This is a genomic window from Mongoliimonas terrestris, from assembly GCF_001927285.1.
Taxonomy (GTDB): domain Bacteria; phylum Pseudomonadota; class Alphaproteobacteria; order Rhizobiales; family Pleomorphomonadaceae; genus Chthonobacter; species Chthonobacter terrestris.
Genome location: NZ_MSIG01000002.1, coordinates 67,110 through 91,099, shown reverse-complemented (window position 1 = coordinate 91,099; position 23,990 = coordinate 67,110). Strand labels below are relative to the sequence as shown.

Annotated in this window: 24 protein-coding genes; 17 read left to right on the top strand and 7 right to left on the bottom strand. The window is 70.0% G+C overall.

All coding sequences use genetic code 11. The features are described 5' to 3' along the window. Positions 1-52: 52 nt before the first annotated feature. The 6 genes from BUQ68_RS02915 to BUQ68_RS02890 form a co-directional block, all read right to left on the bottom strand. The gene (locus BUQ68_RS02915; protein ID WP_175577718.1) at positions 53-1,354 is read right to left on the bottom strand and encodes an NtaA/DmoA family FMN-dependent monooxygenase; all 1,302 of its coding nucleotides are present in this window, start codon (positions 1,352-1,354) and stop codon (positions 53-55) included. 124 nt (positions 1,355-1,478) lie between these two features. Further along, the gene (locus tag BUQ68_RS02910) at positions 1,479-2,228 is read right to left on the bottom strand and encodes a GntR family transcriptional regulator (RefSeq protein ID WP_075214445.1); all 750 of its coding nucleotides are present in this window, start codon (positions 2,226-2,228) and stop codon (positions 1,479-1,481) included. Between the two features lie 32 nt (positions 2,229-2,260). Beyond that, positions 2,261-3,586 carry an NtaA/DmoA family FMN-dependent monooxygenase gene (locus tag BUQ68_RS02905; RefSeq protein ID WP_083656197.1) on the bottom strand — a complete coding sequence of 442 codons (1,326 nt, stop codon included), beginning with the start codon at positions 3,584-3,586 and terminating at the stop codon, positions 2,261-2,263. A gap of 55 nt (positions 3,587-3,641) precedes the next feature. Beyond that, positions 3,642-4,484 carry an ABC transporter permease gene (locus tag BUQ68_RS02900; RefSeq protein ID WP_075214444.1) on the bottom strand — a complete coding sequence of 281 codons (843 nt, stop codon included), beginning with the start codon at positions 4,482-4,484 and terminating at the stop codon, positions 3,642-3,644. A gap of 28 nt (positions 4,485-4,512) precedes the next feature. Next, positions 4,513-5,316 carry an ABC transporter ATP-binding protein gene (locus BUQ68_RS02895; protein ID WP_083656195.1) on the bottom strand — a complete coding sequence of 268 codons (804 nt, stop codon included), beginning with the start codon at positions 5,314-5,316 and terminating at the stop codon, positions 4,513-4,515. Further along, a complete protein-coding gene (locus BUQ68_RS02890) occupies positions 5,313-6,419 on the bottom strand; it encodes an ABC transporter substrate-binding protein (protein ID WP_075214443.1) in 1,107 nt (368 codons plus the stop codon). Before BUQ68_RS02890 ends, BUQ68_RS02895 begins: the two co-directional genes overlap by 4 nt. Before the next feature lie 307 nt (positions 6,420-6,726). Here BUQ68_RS02890 and BUQ68_RS02885 point away from each other — a divergent pair, with 307 nt between their 5' ends. The 13 genes from BUQ68_RS02885 to BUQ68_RS02825 all read left to right on the top strand — a co-directional run bounded on the left by BUQ68_RS02885 (position 6,727) and on the right by BUQ68_RS02825 (position 19,136). Further along, positions 6,727-7,905, top strand: a complete 1,179-nt coding sequence (locus BUQ68_RS02885; RefSeq protein ID WP_075214755.1) for an MFS transporter — start codon at positions 6,727-6,729, stop codon at positions 7,903-7,905. Positions 7,906-7,968: 63 nt separating this feature from the next. After that, complete coding sequence (locus BUQ68_RS02880) at positions 7,969-8,604, top strand: response regulator (RefSeq protein ID WP_075214442.1); 636 nt, start codon at positions 7,969-7,971, stop codon at positions 8,602-8,604. After that, positions 8,601-9,929, top strand: a complete 1,329-nt coding sequence (locus BUQ68_RS02875; RefSeq protein ID WP_245293146.1) for a histidine kinase — start codon at positions 8,601-8,603, stop codon at positions 9,927-9,929. The genes BUQ68_RS02880 and BUQ68_RS02875 overlap by 4 nt, the downstream gene beginning before the upstream one ends. A gap of 118 nt (positions 9,930-10,047) precedes the next feature. Next, positions 10,048-10,998 (top strand): AAA family ATPase, encoded by a 951-nt coding sequence (locus BUQ68_RS02870; RefSeq protein WP_075214441.1) that lies wholly within the window; start codon positions 10,048-10,050, stop codon positions 10,996-10,998. Beyond that, positions 10,992-11,864: a DUF58 domain-containing protein gene (locus BUQ68_RS02865; protein ID WP_083656191.1), complete on the top strand. Its 873-nt coding sequence runs from the start codon at positions 10,992-10,994 to the stop codon at positions 11,862-11,864. Before BUQ68_RS02870 ends, BUQ68_RS02865 begins: the two co-directional genes overlap by 7 nt. Then, positions 11,845-12,192, top strand: a complete 348-nt coding sequence (locus BUQ68_RS02860; protein WP_075214440.1) for a hypothetical protein — start codon at positions 11,845-11,847, stop codon at positions 12,190-12,192. The genes BUQ68_RS02865 and BUQ68_RS02860 overlap by 20 nt, the downstream gene beginning before the upstream one ends. Then, positions 12,189-13,130, top strand: a complete 942-nt coding sequence (locus BUQ68_RS02855) for a VWA domain-containing protein (RefSeq protein ID WP_075214439.1) — start codon at positions 12,189-12,191, stop codon at positions 13,128-13,130. The genes BUQ68_RS02860 and BUQ68_RS02855 overlap by 4 nt, the downstream gene beginning before the upstream one ends. After that, positions 13,127-14,011 (top strand): VWA domain-containing protein, encoded by an 885-nt coding sequence (locus BUQ68_RS02850; protein WP_075214438.1) that lies wholly within the window; start codon positions 13,127-13,129, stop codon positions 14,009-14,011. Before BUQ68_RS02855 ends, BUQ68_RS02850 begins: the two co-directional genes overlap by 4 nt. After that, positions 14,008-14,616 carry a hypothetical protein gene (locus BUQ68_RS02845; protein WP_075214437.1) on the top strand — a complete coding sequence of 203 codons (609 nt, stop codon included), beginning with the start codon at positions 14,008-14,010 and terminating at the stop codon, positions 14,614-14,616. Before BUQ68_RS02850 ends, BUQ68_RS02845 begins: the two co-directional genes overlap by 4 nt. Next, entirely contained in the window at positions 14,610-15,764 is a 1,155-nt protein-coding gene (locus BUQ68_RS02840) for a BatD family protein (RefSeq protein ID WP_075214436.1), read from the top strand. Before BUQ68_RS02845 ends, BUQ68_RS02840 begins: the two co-directional genes overlap by 7 nt. A gap of 239 nt (positions 15,765-16,003) precedes the next feature. Beyond that, positions 16,004-17,257, top strand: coding sequence for an HlyD family efflux transporter periplasmic adaptor subunit (locus BUQ68_RS02835; RefSeq protein ID WP_075214435.1), 1,254 nt, complete (start codon positions 16,004-16,006; stop codon positions 17,255-17,257). Continuing rightward, on the top strand, positions 17,254-18,426 hold the full coding sequence (locus BUQ68_RS02830) for an FtsX-like permease family protein (RefSeq protein ID WP_075214434.1): 1,173 nt from the start codon (positions 17,254-17,256) through the stop codon (positions 18,424-18,426). The genes BUQ68_RS02835 and BUQ68_RS02830 overlap by 4 nt, the downstream gene beginning before the upstream one ends. 11 nt (positions 18,427-18,437) lie before the next feature. After that, positions 18,438-19,136 (top strand): ATP-binding cassette domain-containing protein, encoded by a 699-nt coding sequence (locus tag BUQ68_RS02825; RefSeq protein ID WP_075214433.1) that lies wholly within the window; start codon positions 18,438-18,440, stop codon positions 19,134-19,136. Between the two features lie 45 nt (positions 19,137-19,181). Here the strand turns inward: BUQ68_RS02825 and BUQ68_RS02820 are convergent, their stop codons facing one another. Beyond that, entirely contained in the window at positions 19,182-20,246 is a 1,065-nt protein-coding gene (locus BUQ68_RS02820; protein ID WP_075214432.1) for a LacI family DNA-binding transcriptional regulator, read from the bottom strand. Positions 20,247-20,421: 175 nt separating this feature from the next. Between BUQ68_RS02820 and BUQ68_RS02815 the strand changes: the two genes are divergently transcribed. The 4 genes from BUQ68_RS02815 to BUQ68_RS02800 all read left to right on the top strand — a co-directional run bounded on the left by BUQ68_RS02815 (position 20,422) and on the right by BUQ68_RS02800 (position 23,988). Then, complete coding sequence (locus tag BUQ68_RS02815; RefSeq protein ID WP_075214431.1) at positions 20,422-21,750, top strand: ABC transporter substrate-binding protein; 1,329 nt, start codon at positions 20,422-20,424, stop codon at positions 21,748-21,750. Between the two features lie 170 nt (positions 21,751-21,920). Further along, positions 21,921-22,868: a carbohydrate ABC transporter permease gene (locus tag BUQ68_RS02810; RefSeq protein WP_075214430.1), complete on the top strand. Its 948-nt coding sequence runs from the start codon at positions 21,921-21,923 to the stop codon at positions 22,866-22,868. After that, on the top strand, positions 22,865-23,803 hold the full coding sequence (locus tag BUQ68_RS02805) for a carbohydrate ABC transporter permease (protein ID WP_075214429.1): 939 nt from the start codon (positions 22,865-22,867) through the stop codon (positions 23,801-23,803). The genes BUQ68_RS02810 and BUQ68_RS02805 overlap by 4 nt, the downstream gene beginning before the upstream one ends. Then, positions 23,800-23,988, top strand: coding sequence for a hypothetical protein (locus BUQ68_RS02800; protein ID WP_075214428.1), 189 nt, complete (start codon positions 23,800-23,802; stop codon positions 23,986-23,988). Before BUQ68_RS02805 ends, BUQ68_RS02800 begins: the two co-directional genes overlap by 4 nt. Positions 23,989-23,990 lie beyond the last annotated feature (2 nt).

Genomic DNA, 23,990 nt, shown 5'->3' with positions numbered 1-23,990 from the left:
TCGGGGAGGGTTTGCCGGGTGGGTGCCGGGCTTCGTCGTCCGGCAGTCCGCTTCAGCTGTTCAGGTTGCCGCGCAGCGTGTCGTGGGTGTAGCGCTTGCGCACGAGGCCGCGGCGCTGGAGTTCGGGGACCACGAGTTCCACGAAGTCGCGAAGGGCGCCCGGGGCGGCGTAGCTCTTGGTCAGGATGATGCCGCCGTTGCGGCCGCCGGCCTCGTGCACCTCCTCCAGGTGATCGGCCACCTCCTTGACGCTGCCGACCACGAAGTTGGACCGCTCGGTGATCCAGCGGCGGCCGAGATCCTCGATCTCAGTGTTCGGGTCCTCGGTGTTCAGGAGCTCCTGGAACGGCCCCCAGTAGGTGCGCTGCGACCGGATCAGGTCGACCATGTCGACGAGCTTCATCCGGCCGTCGAGCTTGGAGAAGTCGAAGCCGAACTGGAAGGAGAGCTCGATGAGGCCGGCATTGTCGGGCAGCGTCTCCAGGAAGCGGCGCTCCTTGCGGATCGCGTCCTCGCGGGTGTCGCCGGCGACGACGCGGACGGTCCAGAACACGCCGAGGTCGCGCGGGGTCCGGCCGTGCTGGACCGTCAGGGCGTCCAGATGTGCCCGATGGTCGGCGATGCTCCGGGTGGTGCGGCGCGAGACGAACTGCATGTCGGCATACTTGGCGGCGAGATTCATGCCGTCCTCGGACTGGCCGGCCTGGATCAGCACCGGGCGGCCCTGGCGGGAGGGCAGGCAGGGCAGCGGGCCGCGGACCTTGAAATACTTGCCCTCGTGGTTGACGAGGTGAACCTTCGCCGGGTCGGCGAAGACGCCGCTCTCCCGGTCCATCAGAATGGCGTCGGCCTCCACGCTGGCCCAGAGGTCGGTCACCACCTTCAGGTGCTCGCGCGCCCGCTCGTAACGCTCCGCGGGCGGCATCATCACGTCGTGGCCCCAGTTCGCGGCCTCGTTCTTGTAGGCCGACGTCACCGCGTTCCAGGCGACTCGGCCGCCGGTGACGTGGTCGAGCGAGGCGTAGAGCCGCGCCACGTGGAAGGGGTGGTGGTAGGTGGTCGACGTGGTGATGCCGAAGCCGAGGTTCGGGGCTGCCATGGCCATGTAGGGGATCATCGGCATCATGTCGTGCTTCGGCCAGCGATAGCCCTCCCGGAGGGGCGTGGCGTAGCCGTCCCCGAAGTTCTCCGGCGTCTCGGCCGCATCGCCGAAGAAGATCATGTCGAAGCAGCCGCGCTGCGCGATGCGGGCGAGGTCCTCGTATAAGCTCGGTCCATAATAGTCGTAGCCGTGCCAGGAGCCCGGCGTGCACCAGAGATGGTCGGTGTGGATGAAGGACGAGTCGATGGCCAAGTGAAGGCTTTCCGATAAGCACATGGTCAGGCGCGCTCCGGTGCGGTGAGGGTCTTTGGATGAATCGCGCGGCGTTTCGTGTCCGCCGCATTCCGTCTGGTAAAGCCCTCGCGCGCCGGGGTTGTCAGCGCGCGAACGGGCGGGCCTGGTCCTCGAAGAAGGTTCGGATCGCCTGGCGATTCGGTCGCATGTGTTCGGTCATCGCCGCGATGGTGGCGTCAACGTCGCGGGCGGCGAGCGCGGCGAGAAGATCGCGATGCTCCCTGTTCGCTTGGTTGAGCCGGTCGTCGATGCGGCGGACCGTGATGTTCAGCATGACCGAGAGCGAGTCGCGCAAAGGGTTGATGATGCCGGCGAGGCGAGGGGCCCGGGCGCAGTCGGTCAGGAAGTTGTGGAAGACCCGGTTGAGCCGCACGAACTCGGTCACGTCCGTCACCTGTTCCAGTTCGTCCTGCAACGCGGTCGCGTGTTCCAGCTCCGCGTCGGTGATGTTCTCCGCGATGAGCTTCGCCGAGAGCGGGATCAACGCCGAGAGGATGCTCGACATCTCCACCATCTCGGCCTCGCTCATCTTGCGCACCACCGCCCCGCGGTGCGGATCGAGATGCACGAAGCCCTCCGCGCTCAATTCGTTCAGGGCCTCGCGGACCGGCGTGATGCTGATGCCGAGGCGATCCGCCAGCTCCTTCTGGAGCAGCTTCTCGCCGGGCTTCACCTCGCCGCGCAGGATCGCCGCCAGGATGCCTTCGCGGGCGAACTGCTTGAGGGTCTGCCGCCGCATGCCGTCGCCGCGCAGACGCGCGACGGGCGTGTTGAGATCGGCAAGGCTGGCGCCACGGTCGTCCAGGCCCGCGATGCGGCTGTTGCTGGCCATCGTCCCCCCTTCGCCGGCCTGGGGCGACCGGTCTAGCTGTTGAGATTCCCCCTCAGGGTCGTCTCTCTATAGCGCTTGCGCATGAGGCCGCGACGCTGGAGTTCCGGCACCACCATCTCGACGAAGTCGCGCAGCATGCCCGGCGCGTCGAAGCTCTTCGCCAGGATGATGCCGCCGTTGCGCCCACCTGCCTCGTGAACAGCCTCCAGATGGTCGGCGACGTCCTTCACAGAACCGACGACGTAGTTGGAGCGCTCCGCGATGTAGCGGCGGCCGACCTCCTCCAGGGTGGTCTCCGCCCCTTCGGTCTTCACGAGCTCCTGGAAGGTGCCCCAGTGAACCTGCTGCTGCTGCACGACCTCCAGGAGATCGCCGAGCCGCATCTTGCCGTCGAACTTCGCGAAGTCGAGTCCGTAGAGGAAGGAGAGCTCGATGAGGCCGGCGTTGTCCGGCAGATGATCGAGGAAGCGCCGCTCCTTGCGGATAGCGTCCTCCCGGGTGTCGCCGACCTGGACGCGGACCGACCAGAACACGCCGAGGTCGCGCGGGCTGCGGCCGTGCTTGACCGTGAGATCGTCGAGAACAGCCCGGTGCTCGCCGATGCTCTTCAGGGTGCGGCGGGAGACGAACTGCATGTCGGCATGGAGGGAGGCGAGGTTCATGCCGTCCTGCGACTGCCCGGCCTGGATGACCACGGGGCGGCCCTGCGGCGAGGGCAGCACCGGCAGCGGCCCGCGAACCCGGAAGTGCTTGCCCTCGTGATTGATGAGGTGGACCTTGGAAGGGTCCGCGAAGATGCCCTTCTCCCGGTCCATCACGATGGCGTCCGCCTCCACGCTGTTCCAGAGCGCCAGCACGACGGCCATGTGTTCGCGCGCCCGCTCGTAGCGCTCGGCGGCCGGCATCATCACGTCATAGCCCCAGTTCGCCGCCTCGTTCTTGTAGGCGGAGGTGACGGCGTTCCAGGCGATCCGCCCGCCGGTGACGTGGTCGAGGGAGGAGTAGAGCCGCGCCACGTGGAACGGGTGGTGGTAGGTGGTCGACATGGTGATGCCGAAGCCGAGGTTGGGTGCGGCTTTGGCCATGTAGGGGATCATCGGCATCATGTCGTGCTTGGGCCAGCGGATGCCCTGCCGGAGCGGCACGTCGTAGTTGCCGCCGAAGTTCTCCGGCGTCTCTGCCGCGTCGCCGAAGAAGATCATGTCGAAACAGCCGCGCTGGGCGGTGCGGGCGACGTCCTCGTAGAAGTCCGGGCCGTAGTAGTGGTAGCCGACCCATGATCCCGGCTGCGCCCAGAGATGGTCCGTGTGGATGAAGGAGCAGTCGACAGCCAGATGCATGGTTTCGGACTGGCACATGCCGGAGGTCCTTTCCTGTGTGCGACGGGGAAGCCTGGTGTCGAGCGGGACCGCCTCAGAGCGGGCGGCTCCAGGCAAGGAAGCGGTGCGAGGCGGCGATGACCAGGGCGTGGAGGGCGACGCCGAGGACGGAGAGCACGATCAGCACGGCGAAGATGCCGGCCGAGTTCATGCGCGCGTCGAAGATCTTGATGAGCGTGCCGAGGCCGACGAGGGTGCCGGATCCGAGGAGCTCCGCCACCACGGACGCCGTCAGGGCGAGGACCAGGGAGACCTCGAAGGCGGCGAACACGAAGGGAAGGGCCACATAGGCCTTCAGGCGGACGAGCGTCTGCCACCGGGTCGCCCGATAGGCCCGCATCAGTTCCAACTGCTCCTCGGTGGTGGCGTCGAGGCCCGCCATCGTGTTCACCAGCACGGGAAAGAACAGGATGCTGACCACGAGCGCGATCTTCGATTCCATGCCGAAGCCGAACCAGATGAGGAAGAGCGGGGCGACCGCCACCTTCGGGACCGCCTGCAGCGCGACGATGTAGGGCTGCAGGATCAGCTTCAGGATCTTGACCTCGGACAGGGTCACGGCGAGCACGATGCCGAGGCCGGCGCCGATGACGAAGCCGATCACCGTCTGCAGCATGGTGATCCGGATGGCATCGAAGAGGATGCCGGAGATCGTCAGGTTCCAGAGGGATTCAAGGACGTCCAGCGGCGAGGGCACGATCCGCGGGTCGACCTGGAACCCGCGCACGAGCAGATCCCAGACGAGCAATCCGCCGAGAAGCTGGACCATGCGCACGCCGACCACGTGGAGCACGCCGGCGAGTCGGGATGTCTGCAGGTCGGCGAGCGTCGCCGAGAGCTGAGACATGCGCCCGCTCTTCTGTCCTGTCATGGCCATGGCTCCCTCCGAGGGTCGTGGGGCGAGGTCAGTGGGGAATGAGGGCGCGGATCTCGGCGCCGAGCTTGGCGAAACGGGCCTCGCCGCGGATGTCGGGCGTGCGGGGCCGCGGCAGGTCGATCGGCACGTCGGCGATGACGCGGCCGGGGCGCGACGCCATCACCAGCACCCGGTCCGACAGGTAGACGGCCTCGGCGATGTCGTGGGTGATGAAGACCACGGTCGGACGGTTCGCCGCCCAGATGGCCAGCAACTCGTCGTGCATATGCTCGCGCGTCAGCGCGTCGAGGGCGCCGAACGGTTCGTCCATGAGAAGAACGGACGGTTCCGTCATCAGCGCGCGGGCGATCGAGACGCGCTGCTGCATGCCGCCGGAGAGTTCGCCGGGGTAGCGGCCCCCGGCGCCCTTGAGGCGCACCATCTCCAGCAGCCGGTCCACCCGCGCGTCGATTTCGGCCTTGGCCATCCGGCCTTCCAACTCGGCCGGCAGGGCGATGTTGCGGGCGACCGGAAGCCAGGGCAGGAGCACGGCCTTCTGGAAGGCGATGCCGATCTCGGGCGATGGCGTGGTGACCACCTTCGATCCGAGCAGTACGGCGCCCTTGGAGGCTTCCATCAGCCCCGCGATGATGCGCATCACCGTGGACTTGCCGCAGCCGGACGGCCCGACGATCGACACGAACTCGCCGCTCGCGATCTTGAAGGTCGTGTCGGCGAGCGCCAGCACCTCGTCGCCGGTGCGGGTCTTGAAGACCTTGGTCACCGCCGAGACATGGATGGGGCTCGCCTTCGCGGCCTGACCTTGCGCAGACGCCGGAGAGGGCGCGCTCATTCGGCCGCCGACGCGACGATGGGCGCGCGGTCGAAGGCGTTGGCTTTCTCGTTGAAGTCGTTCGTGAAGAACTTCGTCGGATCGAAATCCGTCGTGATCTGGCCGGTCTTCTTCAGGAGGTCGTAGTGGCGCTGCCAGGTGGCGGCGTCCTGCGAGCCCCACATGAAGTCGAGCGGGAATTCGTCGATGCGCATCTGGCCGATGGTCGCGCCGAGAATGCGCATCTCCTTCGTCATCGCCTCCTCCACGTCCTCGCCCGGCAGCGGCGCGCGGGTCGGGTAGGTGGCCCAGAAGGTCTCGACCACCTTCTCCGGGTTGGTCTTGATGAAGACGGCCGACTTGGCGAGACCGCGCGCGATGGTGTCGATCACGTCCGGGTTGGCGGCGATGTAGTCCTCGCGGGCGGCAAGGCCGATGCCGTAGTAGTCGTTCTGCCAGTCGCCGTAGGGCAGCAGGCGGATGTCGTAGCCCGCGTTCTGGTAGGCCGCGAAGAGGCCCGGCCAGGCGATGAAGGCGTCGATGGTGCCGGACTTCAGCGCCTCCATAGAGGTCACGCCATAGCCCGTCTCGATGATGCTGGCGGCCGGCCCGGGGGCGCCGTCGTCGGTCATGCGGATCTTGGTGAAGGCCTCCAGCGTGGTGGAGAGGGCCGGCATGCCGACCACCTTGCCGGCAAGGCCGCTGAAGTCCTGGATGGGCGAGTCCGGCTTCACCGCCGCCGTGTAGATGCTCTTGCGGATGAGCACGTAGATCATCTTGATCGGCACGTCGCCCTTGGCGGCGGCGAGGAGGACGCTGTCGGGACCCACCATGCCGAACTGCGCCTTGCCGGACAGGACCAGCTGCAGAACCTGGCCGCTGGTGCCGGCGGTCTCGATCGTGACGTCGAGGCCTTCCTCGGCGAAATAGCCGAGCTGGGCCGCGAGGGGCCCGTAGGGCTGGTAGCTGACGTCCTGGTCGGTGGTGCTGAGGACGATCGTCGCGGCCTTGTCGGCGGCAACGGCGGCAGCCGGCGTAAAGGCCGCCGCAAGCGCGATTCCTGCAAGGAGAACGGTGCGGCGGCTGATCACGCCGAGAAGCGCGAGAGGACGATGGCTGCGCATGGACGGTTCCTTTTCGACAGGACCTCGCCAGCCGCCGTGCGGGGACTGCGCATCGGCAAAAGACGAGACATGCTTTGCAAATCAGGACTGCACTCGGCCACGCCGTCGCTTCCTGGATTTTATAAACTATTTTATAAATCGTCCGACTGGCGCGAAGTCAAAGGGCGGACGCTGAAGATTGGATTGCTTTTGTCCATGCTCGGAACGTGTGCAGAATGACCATCCGTCACGCAGTTTCGCGGCAGGTCTCCCGCTCTCCATCCGGGCGGCTCGGCCGTTCGCCGGTTCCCTCAAGGGCGATCCGTCCGTGACGGCCGCCGCGTCGACCGTCGACCATGGGCGGGCCGTCCTGATCCTCTCCGCGTCCGGCTTCGCCGCCAGCGTGAACCTGCGCGCGATGGACACCCTCTTGCCCGGTCTCGCCGACGATTTCGGCGTGACGGTGGGGCAGGCGTCGGCCGTCATCACCGCCTACGCGCTCGGCTACGGGTGTTGTCAGCTGGCGATCGGCCTTGTCGGCGATCGGTTCGGCAAGTACCGCCTGATCTTCGCGCTCTGCCTTCTCAGCGCGTTCGCCAGCGCCGTCGCCAGCCTCGCGGTGACGCTCGGACAACTGACCGCCGCACGTCTCTTCGCGGGCGCGGCGGCGGCGGGCATCGTGCCGCTCGCCCTGGCGTGGATCGGCGACAAGGTGCCGGTCGCGGAGCGGCAGACGGTGATGGCCCGCTACATGATGGGCACCATCACCGGCGGACTGATGGGGCAGGTGATCGGCGGTATTCTGACCGAGCACTTCGGCTGGCGGGCCGCGCTCCTCGCCTTCGCGGCCTGCTTCCTGGTGGTCGCCGGCGCGCTCGCCTGGGGCGCGCGGTTCACGGGGGTCGACGCGCCGGCCGCCGCGCCGCCGCGCAATCCGCTCGCGCAGGTGCTGAAGCTGGTCGGCAACCGCTATGCGTATCTGGTGCTCGGCGCGGTCGTCCTGGAGGGCGTCGCGGTGTTCGGGGTCCTGGCCTTCGCGGGCGCCAGTCTCCACGACCGCTTCGGCATCGACCTCGGCACCGTGGGCCTGATCCTCGCCTTCTTCGCGCTCGGCGGGATCGTCTACACCAGCCTCGTCGGCCGGCTGATCCGACGCTTCCGCCCGGCCCGGCTGATGGCCGTCGGCGGCCCGGTGATGGCGGTCGGCTTTCTCGCCCTCGGCCTCTCGCCCGCGCTCTGGTCGATGCCGCTGGCCATCGCCCTGATGGGGTTCGGCTTCTACCTCGTTCACAACCCGCTGCAGTTCCACGCGACGCAGATCATGCCGGACGCGCGGGGAACCGGGGTCGCCTTCTTCGCCACGTGCCTTTTCGTTGCGCAGTCCGCCGGAGTGGCTCTCGTAGCCCCGGTGGTGGACGTGTTCGGCCTCCTGCCGGCCTGCCTGTTTTCGGCGGCCGCCATGGCGATCGCGACGCCGCTGATCGCGCGCCGCCTCTCCTGGCGCTGAAGCGGCCGCGGCTGCATCAATTCACCCCGTTGTGCCGGCGGCGAACCCCTGTATCGTTCATATATGTCCTTGATCCGCATACTTCTCGTCGACGACCATCCCATCGTGCGGGAGGGATTTCGCCGGCTGCTGGAGCGCCAGGTCGGCATGGCCGTGGTGTCGGAGGCCGGCGATGGCGAGACGGCGGTGGAGGCGTTCAGGGACTATCGGCCGGACGTGGTCCTGATGGACCTGTCGATGCCGGGCGCCGGCGGCTTGCCGGCCGTCCAGGCGATCCTTTCGCGCGATCCCGACGCGCGGATCATCGTCGTTTCCATGCACCAGGGTGCGGTGTTCGCCCAGCGGGCGATGGCGGCCGGCGCCCGCGGGTTCGTGTCGAAGAGCAGCCCCCCGGAGGAACTCGTCCGCGCCATCAAGGCCGTCATGACGGGGCGGCGGGTGCTGTCGTCGGACATGGCGCAGGAGATCGCACACACCTCGCTCGGCGGCGACGACATGGCGTCGCTGACCCCGCGTGAACGCGAGATCCTGACGATGCTGGCGCGCGGCATGAACGGCCGCTCGATCGCCGACCGGCTCGGCCTCTCGTCGAAGACGGTGCAGAACAACCTCTCGCAGATCCGGCTGAAGCTGAACGCGTCGGGCGATGCCGACCTGGTGCTGAAAGCGCAGCGGGCCGGGCTGACCGAAGCGCCATGATCCGCGGGCTCCTGCCTCAACTGGTGCTCCGCATGTTGGCCGCCGGCCTGGTGACCGTCGTGGCGGCGGCTGGCTGGGTGCTCTGGGATACGGCCGAGGCGGCCCATCGGGACGCCGACCAGACGGCCAACCGGGTCGCGGTCGCCATCGACGCCCGGCCGGATTTCGTCGGCCTCGCCTTCGGCGGCGTCGCGCCGACACCCGTCTTCCGCGACTGGCAGCAGTTTCCCGCCTGGACGCTGATCGCGCCCGGCATCTGCGTGGAGTTCGGGTCCGAGGACCAGCCGACCCATCGCCGCTGCGGCCCCTATCTGGTGGCGGACGCCGCGGCGCCGGGCTGGTTCGTGTGGCTCGCGGACCGCACCGGCCTCGTGCCGGAGCCGGTCACGGTGCCGGTGCGCACGCGCACCATTGCCGAGGGCCGGGTGACGGCCTTCGCCGATCCGGCGGTGATCACCACCCGCGCCTGGGAGCGGGCCGGCGACCTGATGCGGGTCGCCATCGGCATGGCGGTCGGCGGCGCGCTCCTCACCGGGGTCGTCATCGCCCGCCTGCTCGCCCCCTTCCGCACCATCCTCCGCGGCATCGAGGGGCTGCAGCGCGGCGACTTCTCCACCCGCCAGCCGCGCCTGCGCGTCGCCGAGTTCGACAGCCTGAGCCTCGCGCTGAACGACACGGCCGAGGCGCTTCAGGAAGCCCGCGACGCCCGCACGGACCTGACGCGCCGGCTGTTCACCGTGCAGGAGAACGAGCGCCGGGCGCTGGCACGGGAACTCCACGACGAATTCGGCCAGTGCCTGACCGCGACCCGGTCGCTGGCAGCCGCCGTCGCCCAATCCGGCGAGAGCACGGCCGGGGAGGGCGAGCGGATCGCCGAGATCACCGGCCAGATGATGGACAGCCTGAAGGCCGAACTGTCGCGCCTGCGCCCGCCCGATCTCGACGAACTCGGGCTGCGGCCGGCGCTGGAGCGGCTGGTGGCGAACTGGCGCACCCGCGTGCCGGCCGTGCGGTTCGTCATGGACACCAAGGGCGATCTCGACGGGGTGCCCGACGACCTTGCCCTCAGCCTCTACCGGATCGCGCAGGAATGCCTGACCAACGCGATCCGCCACGGCGCGCCGACGCGCATCGCCCTCTCGGTCGCGGTGGGGCGGGAGATCGTGCTGGTGGTCGCCGATGACGGCGGCATGCGCGCCGACGTGCCGATCGGCGACGGCTTCGGCCTCCTCGGCATCCAGGAGCGGGTCGGCGCGCTCGGCGGGCGTTTCGCGCTGGAGCCGGCCGAGGGCGGCATGCGCGCCACCGCCCGGGTGCCCACCTGAGCCCTCGAGCCGCCTTGTCCCGCCGCGTCCGGGCGATCTTCCCGGATCGCCCGGGAGGGCGTCTCTGGCCACGCCGCGCGCGCCGGCCCATTCTCCGCCGGAAAGGGAGACCGCCCGCATGAACACGATGATTCACCCGATCGCCAGCCTCGGGGCCGATGTCGCCACCGGCCTGATCGGCCACGAGGAGATGGTCGAACGGCTGCTCGTCGCCCTGCTGGCGGGCGGCCACGTGCTGATCGAGGGGCCACCGGGCATCGCCAAGACCCGCGCGGTGAAGCGGCTCGCCGCCCACTTGCCGGGCAGCCACGCGCGCATCCAGTGCACGCCCGACCTGTTGCCGGCCGACCTCACCGGCACCCAGGTGTTCCGGCCGGAAACCGGTTCGTTCGAGTTCATGCCCGGCCCGCTCTTCCACGCGCTGGTGCTCGTCGACGAGATCAACCGAGCGCCGCCGAAGGTCCAGTCGGCCCTTCTGGAGGCGATGGCGGAAAGCCAGGTGACCACGGCGGGGGTGTCCCGGCGGCTGCCGGACCCTTTCATGGTGGTGGCGACCCAGAACCCGATCGAGCACGAGGGCACCTTCCCGCTGCCCGAAGCCCAGATGGACCGCTTCCTCCTCCATCTCTCGCTCGGCCTGCCGGAAGCCGAGCAGGAGCGCGCCATCCTGGACCTCGTGTCGGCGGAGCGGGCCTCGCCGCCGGTGCTCGATGCCGTGCAGGTCACCGCCGAGACGCTGCACAAGGCGCGCGCCGAGGCGGCGGAGGTGCACCTGTCGCCGGCGCTCAAGGACTATATCGTGCGGCTGGTGATGGCCTCGCGGCCGGGCGGCGTGGTCGCCGCGTATGTGGAGCACGCGATCTCGCCGCGTGGCACGCTTGCGCTCGCCGCCGCCGCCCAGGCCCGCGCCTTCCTGAAGGGCCGCGACTACGCGCTGCCGGAGGACGTGACGGCGCTGGCGCCGGACGCGCTCGCCCACCGGCTCGTCCCCACCTGGGCGGCGATCGGCGAAGGGCGGACGGGCCGGTCGCTGGTCGCCGAGATCCTGACCGCGGTGGAGCCATGGTGAGCGCCGTCGCCCATGCGCCGGGCCTTCGCGTGACGGCCGCGGACCTCATGGCCCTTCGTGACGTCGCGCCCGATCGGGGCCGGCACCGCCCGGCGACCCGGCGGCCGGGCGCCGTACCGGGCAAGCCGCCCGGCGCCGGCATGGACCTTCGCGAGATCCGCGCCTTCGTGGAGGGCGACGACGCCCGCCGGATCGACCCGGCGGCGACGGCGCGAACCGGCCAGCCGCACATCCGCACCTTCCACGAGGACCGGGACGACACGGTTCTGCTGATCGCCGACTTCCGGCCGTCGATGCTCTGGGGCACCGGGCCCGACCTCCGGTCCGTGCGCGCCGCCCGCGCCCTGGCGCGGCGCGGCTGGCGCGCGGTGGCGCGCGGCGCCGCCGTGTCGGCCATGGTCGTCGACGCCCACGGCGCCAGCAGCCTGCCGTTCGCCGCCGGGGCCAACCAGATGGGGCGGATCGCCCACATGCTGGCCACCCTGCACGACCGCGCGCTCGACGGGCCGGGTGCCGGGCGCGACGTCGACCCGGGTCCGGCCGTTCCTGCGCTCACCGGTGCCCTCGTCCGGGCGGCCCGCCTCGCGCCGCCGGGCGCCGAGATCCTGTTCGCCACCGGGCCGGACGGCGTCGCGGCGGACGACGAGGCGGCGCTCGCCCGCCTCGCCCGCCGCCGGCGGGTGGCGATCGTCCTGCCGCTCGATCCCATCGAGATCGGCCCGCCGGCCGGCGCCTTCCCGATCCGCTTCGGCGGGGCAGGGCGCGTGGCCCGGCTGGCCGCACTCGATACGGCTGCCCTTTCGGCGCGGTTCCGCACCCTCAACGTCGTCCTCCAGGTGACCGCCGATGACGCCGACGCAAGCTGACCTGATCGCCGCTCTCCCGGCCGGCCGTCTGCCCCCGTCCATGCTGCTGTTGCAGCCCTCCGATCTGCTGGCGCTGTTCGGCGCCGGACTGGTGCTCGGCGCCCTTCTGGTCTGGCTGATCGCGCCCTTCCTTGTCCGCGCCCCCTCCCGCCGCGCCCGGATCCGCGCCTCGCGCGGGCTGCCGGCCGAGGAGCGCGCGCTCGCCGTCGCGCGGGTGCTCGGCCACCTGCCGAAGGAACTGCGGTCGACCGCCTACCGAGCGGGGCCAACGGTGTCCGACGCGGAGATCGAGCGGATCGCGCTCGCGGCCCGGCGGGTGCGCCGATGAGCCTCGCGTTTCCGTTGGCGCTCCTCCTGCTGCCGCTGCCCTTCCTGGTCCAGCGTCTCCTTGGCGCCATGGCGGACGCGCCGGCGTCGCTCGCCGTGCCGTCCGGCACCTTCGCGGCGTCCGCCCCGGCCGGTGCGCGCGACGACCGGATCGGCACGCTGCTGCTGGTCGCTGCCTGGACGGCCCTCGTCGTTGCGCTGTCCGGTCCGCGCGTTGCCACCACGACGGACCTCGTCACCGCGTCCGGCCGCGAGATCATCCTGGCGATCGACCTCTCCGGCAGCATGGTGGCGGAGGACTTCATGCTCGACGGCAAGCCGCTCATGCGCCTCGACGCGGTCAAGCGCGTCGCCGCCGGCTTCGTCCGGTCGCGGCGGGGCGACCGGATCGGCCTCGTGGTCTTCGGCGACCGGGCCTATGTGGCGCAGCCGCCGACCTTCGACGTCAACTCCGTCGCGACCGCCATCGAGACGGCCCAGATCGGCATCTCCGGCCGCTCCACCGCCATTTCGGACGGGCTCGGTCTCGCCGCCAAGCGTCTGACAGCGAGCGAGGCGACCGCCAAGGTGGTGGTTCTCCTTTCCGACGGGGTCGACACGTCCGGCAAGGTGCGGGCGACCGACGCGGCGGCGCTCGCCGGCCGCCACGGCATCCGGGTGCATACCATCGCGCTCGGCCCGGAGGACCTGGAGAGCCAGCCGCAATCGCGTGACGCGGTGGACGCGGCGACGCTGCGGGCGGTGGCCGAGGCCGGCGGCGGCGAGAGCTTCCGTGTCCGGACCATGGCCGACCTGGAGGCGATGGCCCGGACCCTCGACCGGCTGGAGCCCAACCCCATGCGCCGACCGCCCACTCAAGTCTGGCGCGACCTCTGGATGTGGCCGGGCGGCGCGGCGCTCGCCTTCGTCTTCGCCCTCGCGGTACGGCGGTCGCCATGAGCGAGTTCGTGATCCTCCGGCCCTGGTGGCTCGCGGTCCTGCCGGTGCTCGCCGTCCTGGCGATCTGGCTGTGGCGGCGCGGCCCGTCGGCGGGCGGTTGGGAGCGCGTGATGCCGCCGGCCATGCTGGCGGCGATGCGCGCGCTCGGCCACCTCCAGGCCGGCGGCGGCCATCGCGGCCTCGCTGCCGTTGCGGCCGCCGCCCTCATCGCCGCGGGCCTTGCCGGCCCGGCGTTGCCGCGGTCCGACGCGCCGCTACTCGCCGGAACCGGCGCCGTGCTGATCGCCCTCGACATGTCGCCGTCGGTGACGGACGGCCCGGCGCTCGCCGACGCGAAGGCGGCGGCGGCCGAGATCCTGTCGGCGGTGGAGGGGCGGCCGGTCGGCCTCATTCTCTACGCCGGCGAGGCCTACGACGTGGCCGCCCCGACGGCCGATCCGACCACTCTGGAAAGCCAGATCGCCGTGCTCGGCCCAGGGATCATGCCCGACAAGGGCAGCCGGCCGGCCAGCGCCCTCGCGCTCGCCCGGCGCATGCTCGACGGCAGCCGCGACGCCGCCGTGGTGCTGATCTCCGACGGCGGCGGGCTGGATGCGGCGGCCGTGGCGGAAGCGCAGCGCCTCACCGGCGACGGCGTTCGCCTGCTCGCCCTGACGCTCGACGGATCGGCCAGCGGCGGCGGCGATCCGGCGGCGCTGGCGGACATCGCCGCCACCGCGGCGCCGGCGCGCGCGTCGGGCCCGGTGCTCGCGGCCCTCGCCGGTTCGGGGTCGCTCGGCGATGATCCCGCGCTGTCGGCCCTCAGGTTCCGCGACTTCGGCCCAGCCGTCGCCGGCTTCGCCGTCCTGCCCCTCCTCGCCCTGTTCCGGAGGCGCCGATGAAGCGCGTGGCTCTCATGGCGGCGGCCGGCCTTGCCCTGATGGCGCTCGGCGGCCCGGCGGCCCTCGGCCGGCTCGCGCTCTTTGCGGGCGTTCCGGGCGCCGCCGGGCTGATCCAGGATCCGGCTGCGAAGGGGCTGGCGCTCTACCGGGACGGCGACTACGCGGCGGCCGACGCGGTGCTTGCCGGCGCCGGGCGCGGCCAGACCTTCAACCGCGCGCTGACGCTCGCCGCCACGGGCCAGCACGCCCTGTCGGTCGCCTACCTGGACGCGGTCCTCTTCGCCAACCCGGCCGACGCGGAAGCCCGCCGCGTCCGCGATCTGGTGGACGCGATGGTGGTCAAGGTTCGCGGCGACAGCGTCGCGCCGGGGCGGCTCGCGGCTGTTGGCGGCCTCACCGGCGCGGTGACGGGCGCGGCCCTGCCGAGCACACCGGACCCGGAATGGAAGAAGCCGATCGAGGCGCGGGGCTATGTGGCGACCGACGCCTGGCTCGACACGATCGCGGACGATCCGGGAGAGTTCCTGCGCCTGCGTCTGGAAAAGGAACACGAGCGCCGCGCCGCGCTCGGGCTCCTCCGCCCCGAGGAGGGTGACCCATGGTGATCCGGCTTGCGATACTCTTCCTGCTGCTGGCCGGCGCCGCCCGCGCCGAGACGCTGCGCATCCTGGTGCCGGACGTCGCGCCGGTGGCCGGCGAGATGGTGATGGTCACCGTCCGGGGCGAGTACACCAGCTTCATCACGCTGGAGAAGCTCACGTTTCCGTCTTCGGACGCGTACGACTGGATCCAGGTCGCGCGCGACCAGTGGCGCGAGGAAAGGATCGACGGCCGCACTGTTCGGGTGTTCGAGCGGCGGGTCGCGGTCTACCCCCGCCGCGCCGGGGCGCTGACAATCGGCCCCGTGGTGCACGAACTTACGGTCATGGGCGGGCCGAAGGGCCGGGAGCCGCGGCCGGTGACGGCGGAGGCGGTCACGCTGACGGTGGCGCCGTTCCCGGCCGAGCATCCCCCACTCGCCGCCCGCAATCTCACCGTTGAGGACAGCCTGTCGGCCTTGCCCGGCGAGCTGAGAGACGGCGAGACCCTGGTGCGGCGGGTGGTGATCCGGGCCGAGGGCGCGCTGCCGCAGCAGCTCCCGCCGCGCCCGTCCATGCGCGAGCCCTGGCTCATCACCTTCGCCGCCCCGGAGATCCGCGAGACGCGGCCGACGCCGGACGGGCCCGTCACCACCGTCACCTGGGAATGGAACCTCAGGCCGCGCACCGGCGAGCCGGGCGTGCTCCCCGCCGTGGAAATCCCCTGGTTCGACACCGTCGCGCGCCAGATGCGCCGCGCCGAGATCCCCGCCATCCCGTTCGGCTATGTGAGCTTCGGCGAGAACCTCGGCGGCGCGGACAGCCTGCCGGACAGCCAGGTCCGAGCGGCCACGATCGCGGTCGGCCTCGGGCTTCTCGTCGGCGTCGCCGGTGCCGCCACGGGGCGGACCCGGCGGCGGTGGGGCGACGTCGTCCGCGCGCTGCGGCGGCTCTCGCCGGTCGATCCGACCCGGTGGGCGGTGCGCCGGGCCGCCCGGTCCGGCGACCTCGTGGCGCTGCGCCGGGCTGCGGAGCGCCACCTTCGCCGCCGCCGCGACCTCGGCCTGCCGACGACCGGGCGGGAGACGGCGGCGCTCGACGCGGCGCTCTTCGGGCGGACCGGCGGAACCGCCGACCCTGCGGCGCTCGCCGCCGCCATCCTGCGCCGGCGCTGAGCCGGCGCGCCTCATTTCTTCAGGTTGGTCCAGATCGCATTGTTGAGCACCTGCACGTCCTCCGGGCAGGCTTCCAAGAACACGCCCTCCGGGTCTGCTGGCGGATCGCATTGCGCAGACCTGGAAGAGATCGCATCCGTGCGACCGCTTGATACAATCCGCGACCGCTTCGGCATATGGTTCGGGCTGGCTTCCGCTATGGATGCCGAAAGGTCCGGACGGCGAGGGGGATTGGGGCCATGGATCGCATGCCTGACGACGACCTGCCGTTGGTGGTGGTGAACCACGACGCGGGCGGGGCCTCGGCGCACGGAAGGCGGCGGCTGTTCCGCAAGCGCTTTCTCCTGGTGCTGCTCATCCCGCTGTTCATGTTCACCGGTGCGGTGCTCGGCATGTACTTTCAGCCGCCCGGGCTGAAGCGCTTCTACGAGCTGACCGGCCTGACGCCGGGCGCCGGCTCCGCGTCCCCGATCGCCCTGCCGCCCGACATCGAGATCCCGCGCGACATGGTGGAGACCATGCGGGCGACCGACGTGGTGGGGCTCGCCCGGCTGATGCCGGAGGGGGACGTCTCCATCGTGGCGGCGCCCTACGGGGCTGGCGACGCGCGAATCGCCGAGATCCTGGTGGCGGTCGGCGACCGGGTGGAGAAGGGAGCACCGGTCGCCCATCTCGACAACGCCGACGTGCTGGAAAGCGCCGTGCTCCTCGCCGAGGCCAACCTCGCGGTCAAGGATGCCGCGCTCGCCCAGACGGTGGCCGCCGTCCGCAACAGCCGGGACGAGACGCAGGCGCTGCTCGACCAGGCGCTCTCCGCCGAGGCGGAAGCGAAGGCCAACCGGGCGCGGACGGAGGAGCTGTTCGCCCGCGCCGTCGCCAGCCGCGCCACTCTCGACGCGGCCGCGGCCGCTGAGCTTCAGGCGACGGCGGCGGTGCGCAAGACCGAGGCGACGCTCGCCCGCTACACGTCCGTGGCGCTCGACGAGCAGCCGGACGTGATCGTGGCCGCCCGCAACCGCGACGCCGCTGAAGCGGAGCTTGCCCGCGCCAAGCGGGACCTCGCCCGCGCGGCCGTGGTGGCGCCGATCACCGGCACCATCCTGGACATCCACGCCACACCCGGCGAGCGCCCGCCGGCGGAAGGCATCATGGAGATGGGCTTCACCGACCGGATGACCGCCGAGGCGGAGATCTGGCAGGACCGCATCGGTCAGGTCGCGCCCGGCCAGCCGGTGGAGCTGGTGGCGACGGCCCTCGGCCGGACCTTCCAAGGCAAGGTACAGTCGATCGGCCTGACGGTCGGGCGGCAGGGTCTCGTCTCCGACGACACCGCCGCCAACACGGACGCCCGCGTGGTGCGGGTGATCGTGGCGCTCGATCCGGCGGTGTCGGAGGCGGCGTCCCGCTATGTGAACCTGGAGGTCATCGCAAGGATCGACACCGGGGCCGGGGCGGGGACGAAGGTCTCCGCCGGCGCGGAGGCGAGCCCTTGAGCCGGCTCCTGTCGCGCCTCTTCGGGCGCCTGCCGATCGGCTGGCTGCAGCTCACCCATTCGAAGACGCGCTTCGCCTCGGCGATCGCCGGCGTCGCCTTCGCCAACGTGCTCGTGTTCGTGCAGCTCGGCATCATGAACTCCATGGCGTCGGCGACGCTCCGGCCCTACGCCTTCTTCCAGGCCGACATCATGATCTCGGCGCCGGACGCCAACACGCTGACCGAAGGCGGCAACGTAGCGCGACAATGGCTGCTGCAGGCGCTGGCCGACCCGGAGGTGACGGCCGGCATGGGGCTCTTCATCGCCAACGTCACATGGCAGCGGGCCGACAAGGCGCTGGTGCTGACGACCTTCGGCATCGACCCGGCGCTGCCCGGCTTCCTCGACCCGGCCATTGCCGCGAAGGCGCAGGTGCTGGAGCTTCAGAACGCCGGGCTTCTCGACCGCTTCACCCGGGGGCTGCCGCGCGACGAGGCCGCCGCCATCCGGCCGCAGACGCCACTGACGTTCGAGGTCTCGGGCGATACGGTCACCCTCCACGACACGTTCGCAGGCGGCGGCGGGTTCGGCGGCGACGGCTACATGATGGTCTCCGACCAGACCTTCCTGACGCTCTTTCCAGCCCGGCGCTCGGCGGCGCCGGACCACATCCTCCTGAAGATCGCGCCAGGGGCCGATCCGGAGCGGGTGGTCACGCGGCTCGGTGCCCTCATCTCCGACAAGAGCCTGCGCATCCGCACGTTCGAGGCGGCGGCCGACGAGGACCTCACCTACCAGCAGACCAAGCGGCCGACGGGCATCATCTTCGGCTTCGGCGTGGTGATCGGGGTGCTCGTCGGGCTCGTCATCGTCTATCAGGTGCTCTCCACGGACGTGGCCGATCACCTGCGCGAATACGCGACCTTCAAGGCCATGGGCTATCCGCAGACCTTCTTCCTCGGTGTGGTGCTGGAGGAGGCGCTGATCCTCGGGGTGCTCGGCTTCGTGCCCGGCTTCGTCGTCGGGACCACGATCCTGACCGTCATGGGGCGCGTCACCACGCTGCCGCTGCAGATGACGGCCAGCATGGCGATCACGGTCTTCATCGGCACCATCGTGTTCAGCACCCTGTCGGGCGCCATCGCGACCCGTCGCCTGGCGGCGGCCGATCCCGCCGACCTGTTCTGAGGGAGGCCGCGATGACAGAGGACGCTCCGGTGGTCGCTCGCGGCGTTAACCACTGGTTCGGCGCGGGGGAGGTGCGCAAGCAGGCGCTCCACGACGTGACGCTGACCATCCCGCGCGGCAGCTTCACCGCGCTCGTCGGGCCGTCGGGGTCGGGCAAGACGACGGTGCTCACCCTGGTGGGGTGCCTGCGCGAGGTGCAGGACGGGTCGGTGCGCCTGCTCGGCCACGAGCTGAAGGGCGCGCGGTCCGACGCGCTGATCGCCCTCAGGCGACGGCTCGGCTTCATCTTCCAGGCGCACAACCTCCACGAAAGCCTGACGGCCATTGAGAATGTGCTGATGGGCCTGATGGTGCACGGCCGCGCCGATGGGCCGACGGAGCGGGCCGCGGCCGCCCACGCGCTGACGCTGTTCGGCCTTGCCGATCGGATGGACTACCTGCCGGCCAACCTCTCCGGCGGCCAGAAGCAGCGCGTCGCCATCGCCCGCGCCCTCGTGGGCAACCCGGACCTGATCCTCGCCGACGAGCCGACCGCCGCCCTCGACCGGGAGAGCGGCCTCAACGTGGTGGACGTCCTGAAGCGGCTCGGCCAGACCCGCGGCACCACCACCCTGATGGTCACCCACGACAACCGCATCCTCGACCGCGCCGACCGCATCGTGACGCTGGAGGACGGCCGCATCGTCGCCGACAGCGCGCCGGTGGGGTGAGGGCGGGCTCGTGAAGGTCGGACAGGTCCTATCTTCACGAGCCGGTTAAGACGGGTGCCTCGCCCGGTCGGTCTCTTCCGACCAGTCGCCGAGGTTTTCGCGCAGGAGGATCTCGATGCGGATGTCCTCTTGGGAGGCGATCGGTTCGCGTTCGTCGCAGCGGGCGCGAAGGACGCGAAGGGCGCTGCGGATGAGGTGGCCGGGGTTCTGGGCGATGACCGCGTCGAGCTGGCCGTTGCGGAGCAGCGCCTCGGAGAATCGCGTGCGCTCGTGGGCGATGATCACCTGCTTCAAGGGATCGCTGACGTCGGCGATGGCCTCCAGCGCCAGCCGGGCCTCCGAACTCAGCACGTAGGCGCCGATAATGGCGCCGTGGGTGGCGTAGGCCTTGGCGATGATGGCGCGGGCCCGCTCCGCGTCGCCGTGTGTCTCCAGGGTGGGGAGGGCGGTGAGCATGGGGAAGTCGCGGGCGACGACGAAGTCGAAGCCGTGTCGGCGCTCCAGGCTGTCGCGGGCGTTCATGGTCTCGCTGACGATCAGGATCGCGCCCGTCCGCCCGCCGCAGAAGCGGCCCATGATTCGGCCCGCCGTGGCGCCGGCGGCGCGGTTGTCGACGCCGACGAAATCCGCCTCGCGCACGCCGGGCTGCCCGGAGACGAACTGCACCACGTGCACCCCGCGTTCGCGCAACCGCGAGGTGGCGTCGCGCACCTGGGGCGCTTCCGGCGCCATCAGGGCGACGCCGTCGAGGGTGTCCGGGTCGATCTGGGCGAGCACCCGGGCTATCTGGTGCGGGTCGCTGCCGATCTCGCGGCGGTAGCCGACGTCCACGAACTCCGCCGCGAAGGCATGCCGGGCCTCCTCGATGTGGGCGATCATGCTGTCCATGAAGAGGTCGCCGGACTTCGGCAGCAGGAAGCGGAAGCGGTAGGTGCGGCCGCGCGCCAGATTGGCGGCCGAGAGGTTGCGCACGAAGCCCAGCTTCTCGATGGCGTCGTTCACGGCGGCCACCGTCTCCCGGCGCACGCCAGCCCGTCCGTTCAGCACTCTGTCCACCGTGGCAAGGCTGACGCCCGCGGCTTTCGCAAGATCCTTCGTGGTGGGCCGCATTGCGCTTTCCGTTCGTTCCATCTGCCTTTTTTGTCGGTTTTCCACGCCGACCGCAACGGTCTTTGACGTACGTGCCTCAGAATTTTATTGCACTGAGGCTCGTACCTCATTTAAGACTGTTGCGGTGACCATCCGCGCGAGGAGACGCGGAACGCAAAAGGGGAGGACGTACGTGATGAGAGGACATCTCGCCACATTGGCAGCCGCCGGCACGTGCCTGGCCGGCATCGGGCTTTCCACGGCCTCGGCCAGCGCCGCGGACCTGACGCTCTGCTGGGCCGCCTGGGACCCTGCCAACGCGCTCGTGGAGCTTTCCAAGGACTTCGAGAAGGAGTCCGGCCACAAGATGAGCTTCGAGTTCGTGCCCTGGCCGAACTTCGCCGACCGCATGCTCAACGAGCTCAACTCTGGCGGTAAGCTCTGCGACCTGTTGATCGGCGACAGCCAGTGGATCGGCGGCGCGGCTGAGAACGGCCAGTACCTGAAGCTGAACGAGTTCTTCGATGCCAACGGCATCAAGATGGACGACTTCATTCCGGCCACCGTGGTCGGCTACGCGCAGTGGCCGAAGAACACGCCCAACTACTGGGCGCTGCCGGCGTTCGGCGACGTGGTGGGTTGGACCTACCGCAAGGACTGGTTCTCCCGTCCGGAGCTTCAGGAAGAGTTCAAGACCAAGTACGGCCGCGACCTCGGCGTGCCGGCCAACCTCGACGAGCTGAAGGACATCGCCGAGTTCTTCCAGGGCCGCGAGATCGACGGCAAGACGGTCTACGGCGCCGCCCTCTACACGGAGCGCGGCTCGGAAGGCATCACCATGGGGGTGACCAACATCCTCTACAACTACGGCTTCAAGTACGAGAACCCGGACAAGCCGTACGACCTCGCCGGCTTCGTCAACTCGCCGGATGCCGCCAAGGGCCTGGAGTTCTACAAGGCGCTCTACGACTGCTGCACCCCGCCGGGCGCCTCCGACTGGTACATGTCGGAGAACATCGACGCCTACAAGTCGGGCCAGGTGGCCATGCAGATGAACTTCGCCTTCATCTGGCCGGGCGTGCACGCCGACCCGACCGTCGGCGGCGACAAGTCGGGCTACTTCCCCAACCCGCCGGGCCCGAACGGGCACTTCGCCCAGCTCGGCGGCCAGGGCATCTCGGTCGTCGCCAACACCGACGAGAAGGACGCCGCGCTCGCCTACATCCAGTGGTTCGCGCAGCCGGACGTCCAGAAGAAGTGGTGGTCGGTCGGCGGCTACTCGGCGCTCCGCTCGGTGGTCGAAGACCCGAGCTTCGCCACCAGCCAGCCCTACGCCCAGACCTTCCTCGACAGCATGGCCATCGTGAAGGACTTCTGGGCCGAGCCGGCCTACGCCTCCCTGCTGCAGCCCATGCAGCGGCGCGTCCACGACTATGTGGTGGCCGGCAACGGCACCGCCCAGGAGGCCCTCGACGGCCTCGTGGAGGACTGGACGGAAGTCTTCGAGGACGAAGGCAAGCTCTGATCCCGCCGCCCCGCCGCGGGTGCGGCGCGGGTGATCCCCCGCCGCATCAGCGGCGCAGGCAACCGACGGGTGCGCGCTCCCATGGGGGCGCGCGTCAGAGCCGCGCGGGGCTGGAGCCAGCCCGGTCCCGCGCGTTTTCCGACCAAGCGTGATGTGGAAAAGGACCTCCGATGTCCAAGGTAGCGATGGATCGCCTGGCAGAGGCGACTCCGCAGAGGCTCGCCCGTGGCGTGAGAGGCTTGTCGGACCGGGCGCTGGCCTGGATCTTCGTCGGGCCGACGATCGTCCTCCTGCTTGCCATCAACATCTTCCCGCTCATCTGGACGATCGGGCTCAGCTTCACGAACTTCCGGGTCAACCGGCCGAACGAGGACATCCGCTTCGTCGGCACCCAGAACTACACGCGCATCCTGACGGACACCGACATCTGGCTGTCCATGCAGGCGACCGCGCACTTCCTGTTCTGGACGCTCTTCCTGCAGATCGTGATCGGCTTCTGGCTCGCCTGGCTGATCAACCGCAAGTTCCGCGGCAACGATCTTTGGACCACCATCATCGTGCTGCCGATGATGCTGTCGCCGGCGGTGGTGGGCAACTTCTGGACCTTTCTCTACCAGCCGCAGATCGGCCTCTTCAACTACGCGGTCGGCTTCCTCACCGGGCAGGATCCGTCGAGCTTCTCCATGATCGCCGACGTCTCGCTGGCGCCCTGGTCGATCGTGATCGTCGACACCTGGATGTGGACGCCCTTCGTGATGCTGATCTGCCTGGCGGGCCTCAGGTCCATTCCGGACAGCATCTACGAGGCGGCCGAGTGCGATCGGGCGTCCCCGTTTCGGCAGTTCTGGACCATCACGGTGCCGATGGTGCTGCCCTTCCTGATGCTGGCGGTGCTCTTCCGCGGCATCGAGAACTTCAAGATGTTCGACCTCGTGGTGCAGCTGACCGGCGGCGGCCCCGGCTCCCTCACGGAGGTGACCTCCATCAACCTGAAGCGCGAGGCGTTCGAGAAGTGGCGCACGGGCTATTCGTCCGCCTACGCCATCATCCTCTTCGTCACGGTCTACGGCCTCGCGGCGATCTACGTGAAGGCGCTCAACAGGGTGAAGCAGAGATGAGCAGCTTTTCCGTCACCGAACCCTCGCCCACGCAGAAGTGGGTGGCCGGCACGCTCGTGGCGCTCTATGCCCTCGTCGCCCTGATGCCGCTGGTGTGGATCATCGCGACCGGCTTCAAGTCGCCGTCGGACGCCATCGCCTATCCGCCGAAGCTTTTGTTCGAGCCGACGGTGGAGGGCTACGTCAACCTCTTCACCACGCAGACCCGGGCGACGCCGGAGGCCTTGGCGGCGAACCCGCCAGAGACCTGGTACGAGCGGATCGTGGCGGAGAACAACCAGACCATCGTCGGGCCGTCGCGGTTCGGCGAGCGCTTCCTCAACTCGGTCATCATCGGCTTCGGCTCCACCTTCCTGTCGGTCTTCCTCGGCACCTTCGCGGCCTACGCCTTCTCGCGCTTCAAGATCCCGCTGAAGGACGATCTCCTCTTCTTCATCCTCTCCACCCGCATGATGCCGCCGATCGCGGTCGCCATCCCGATCTTCCTCATGTACCGGGCGGCCGGGCTCTCCGACACCCACGCGGGCATGATCCTGCTCTACACCGCCGTCAACCTCTCGCTCTCGGTCTGGCTTCTGAAGGGCTTCATCGACGAGATCCCGGTGGAGTACGAGGAGGCGGCGCTGATCGACGGCTACACCCGCTTCCAGGCGTTCTGGAAGGTGGTGCTGCCGCAGGCGGCCACGGGCATCGCCTCGACCGCCATCTTCTGCCTGATCTTCGCCTGGAACGAGTACGCCTTCGCGGTGCTCCTCACCTCCGGCCAGGCGCAGACCGCGCCGCCCTTCATCCCCACCATCATCGGCATCGGCGGCCAGGACTGGCCGGCGGTGGCGGCGGGCGCGACGCTTTTCCTGCTGCCCGTGATGGTGTTCACCATCCTGCTGCGCAAGCACCTCCTGCGTGGCATCACCTTCGGAGCGGTGCGCAAATGACGACCTTCCTCACCGGCCTCGTCCGCTTCCGCCGCGGCCAATGGGAGATGGTGGCCTCGCTCCTCATCGCCCTTGGCGTCTTCATGATGATGCAGCCCTTTCTGATGGCCGCCTACAGCTGGTCCTTCACGGTCACGCTGACCGGCACGATCCTTTTCATGATCGTCGGCAAGTTCCCGGAGTGACC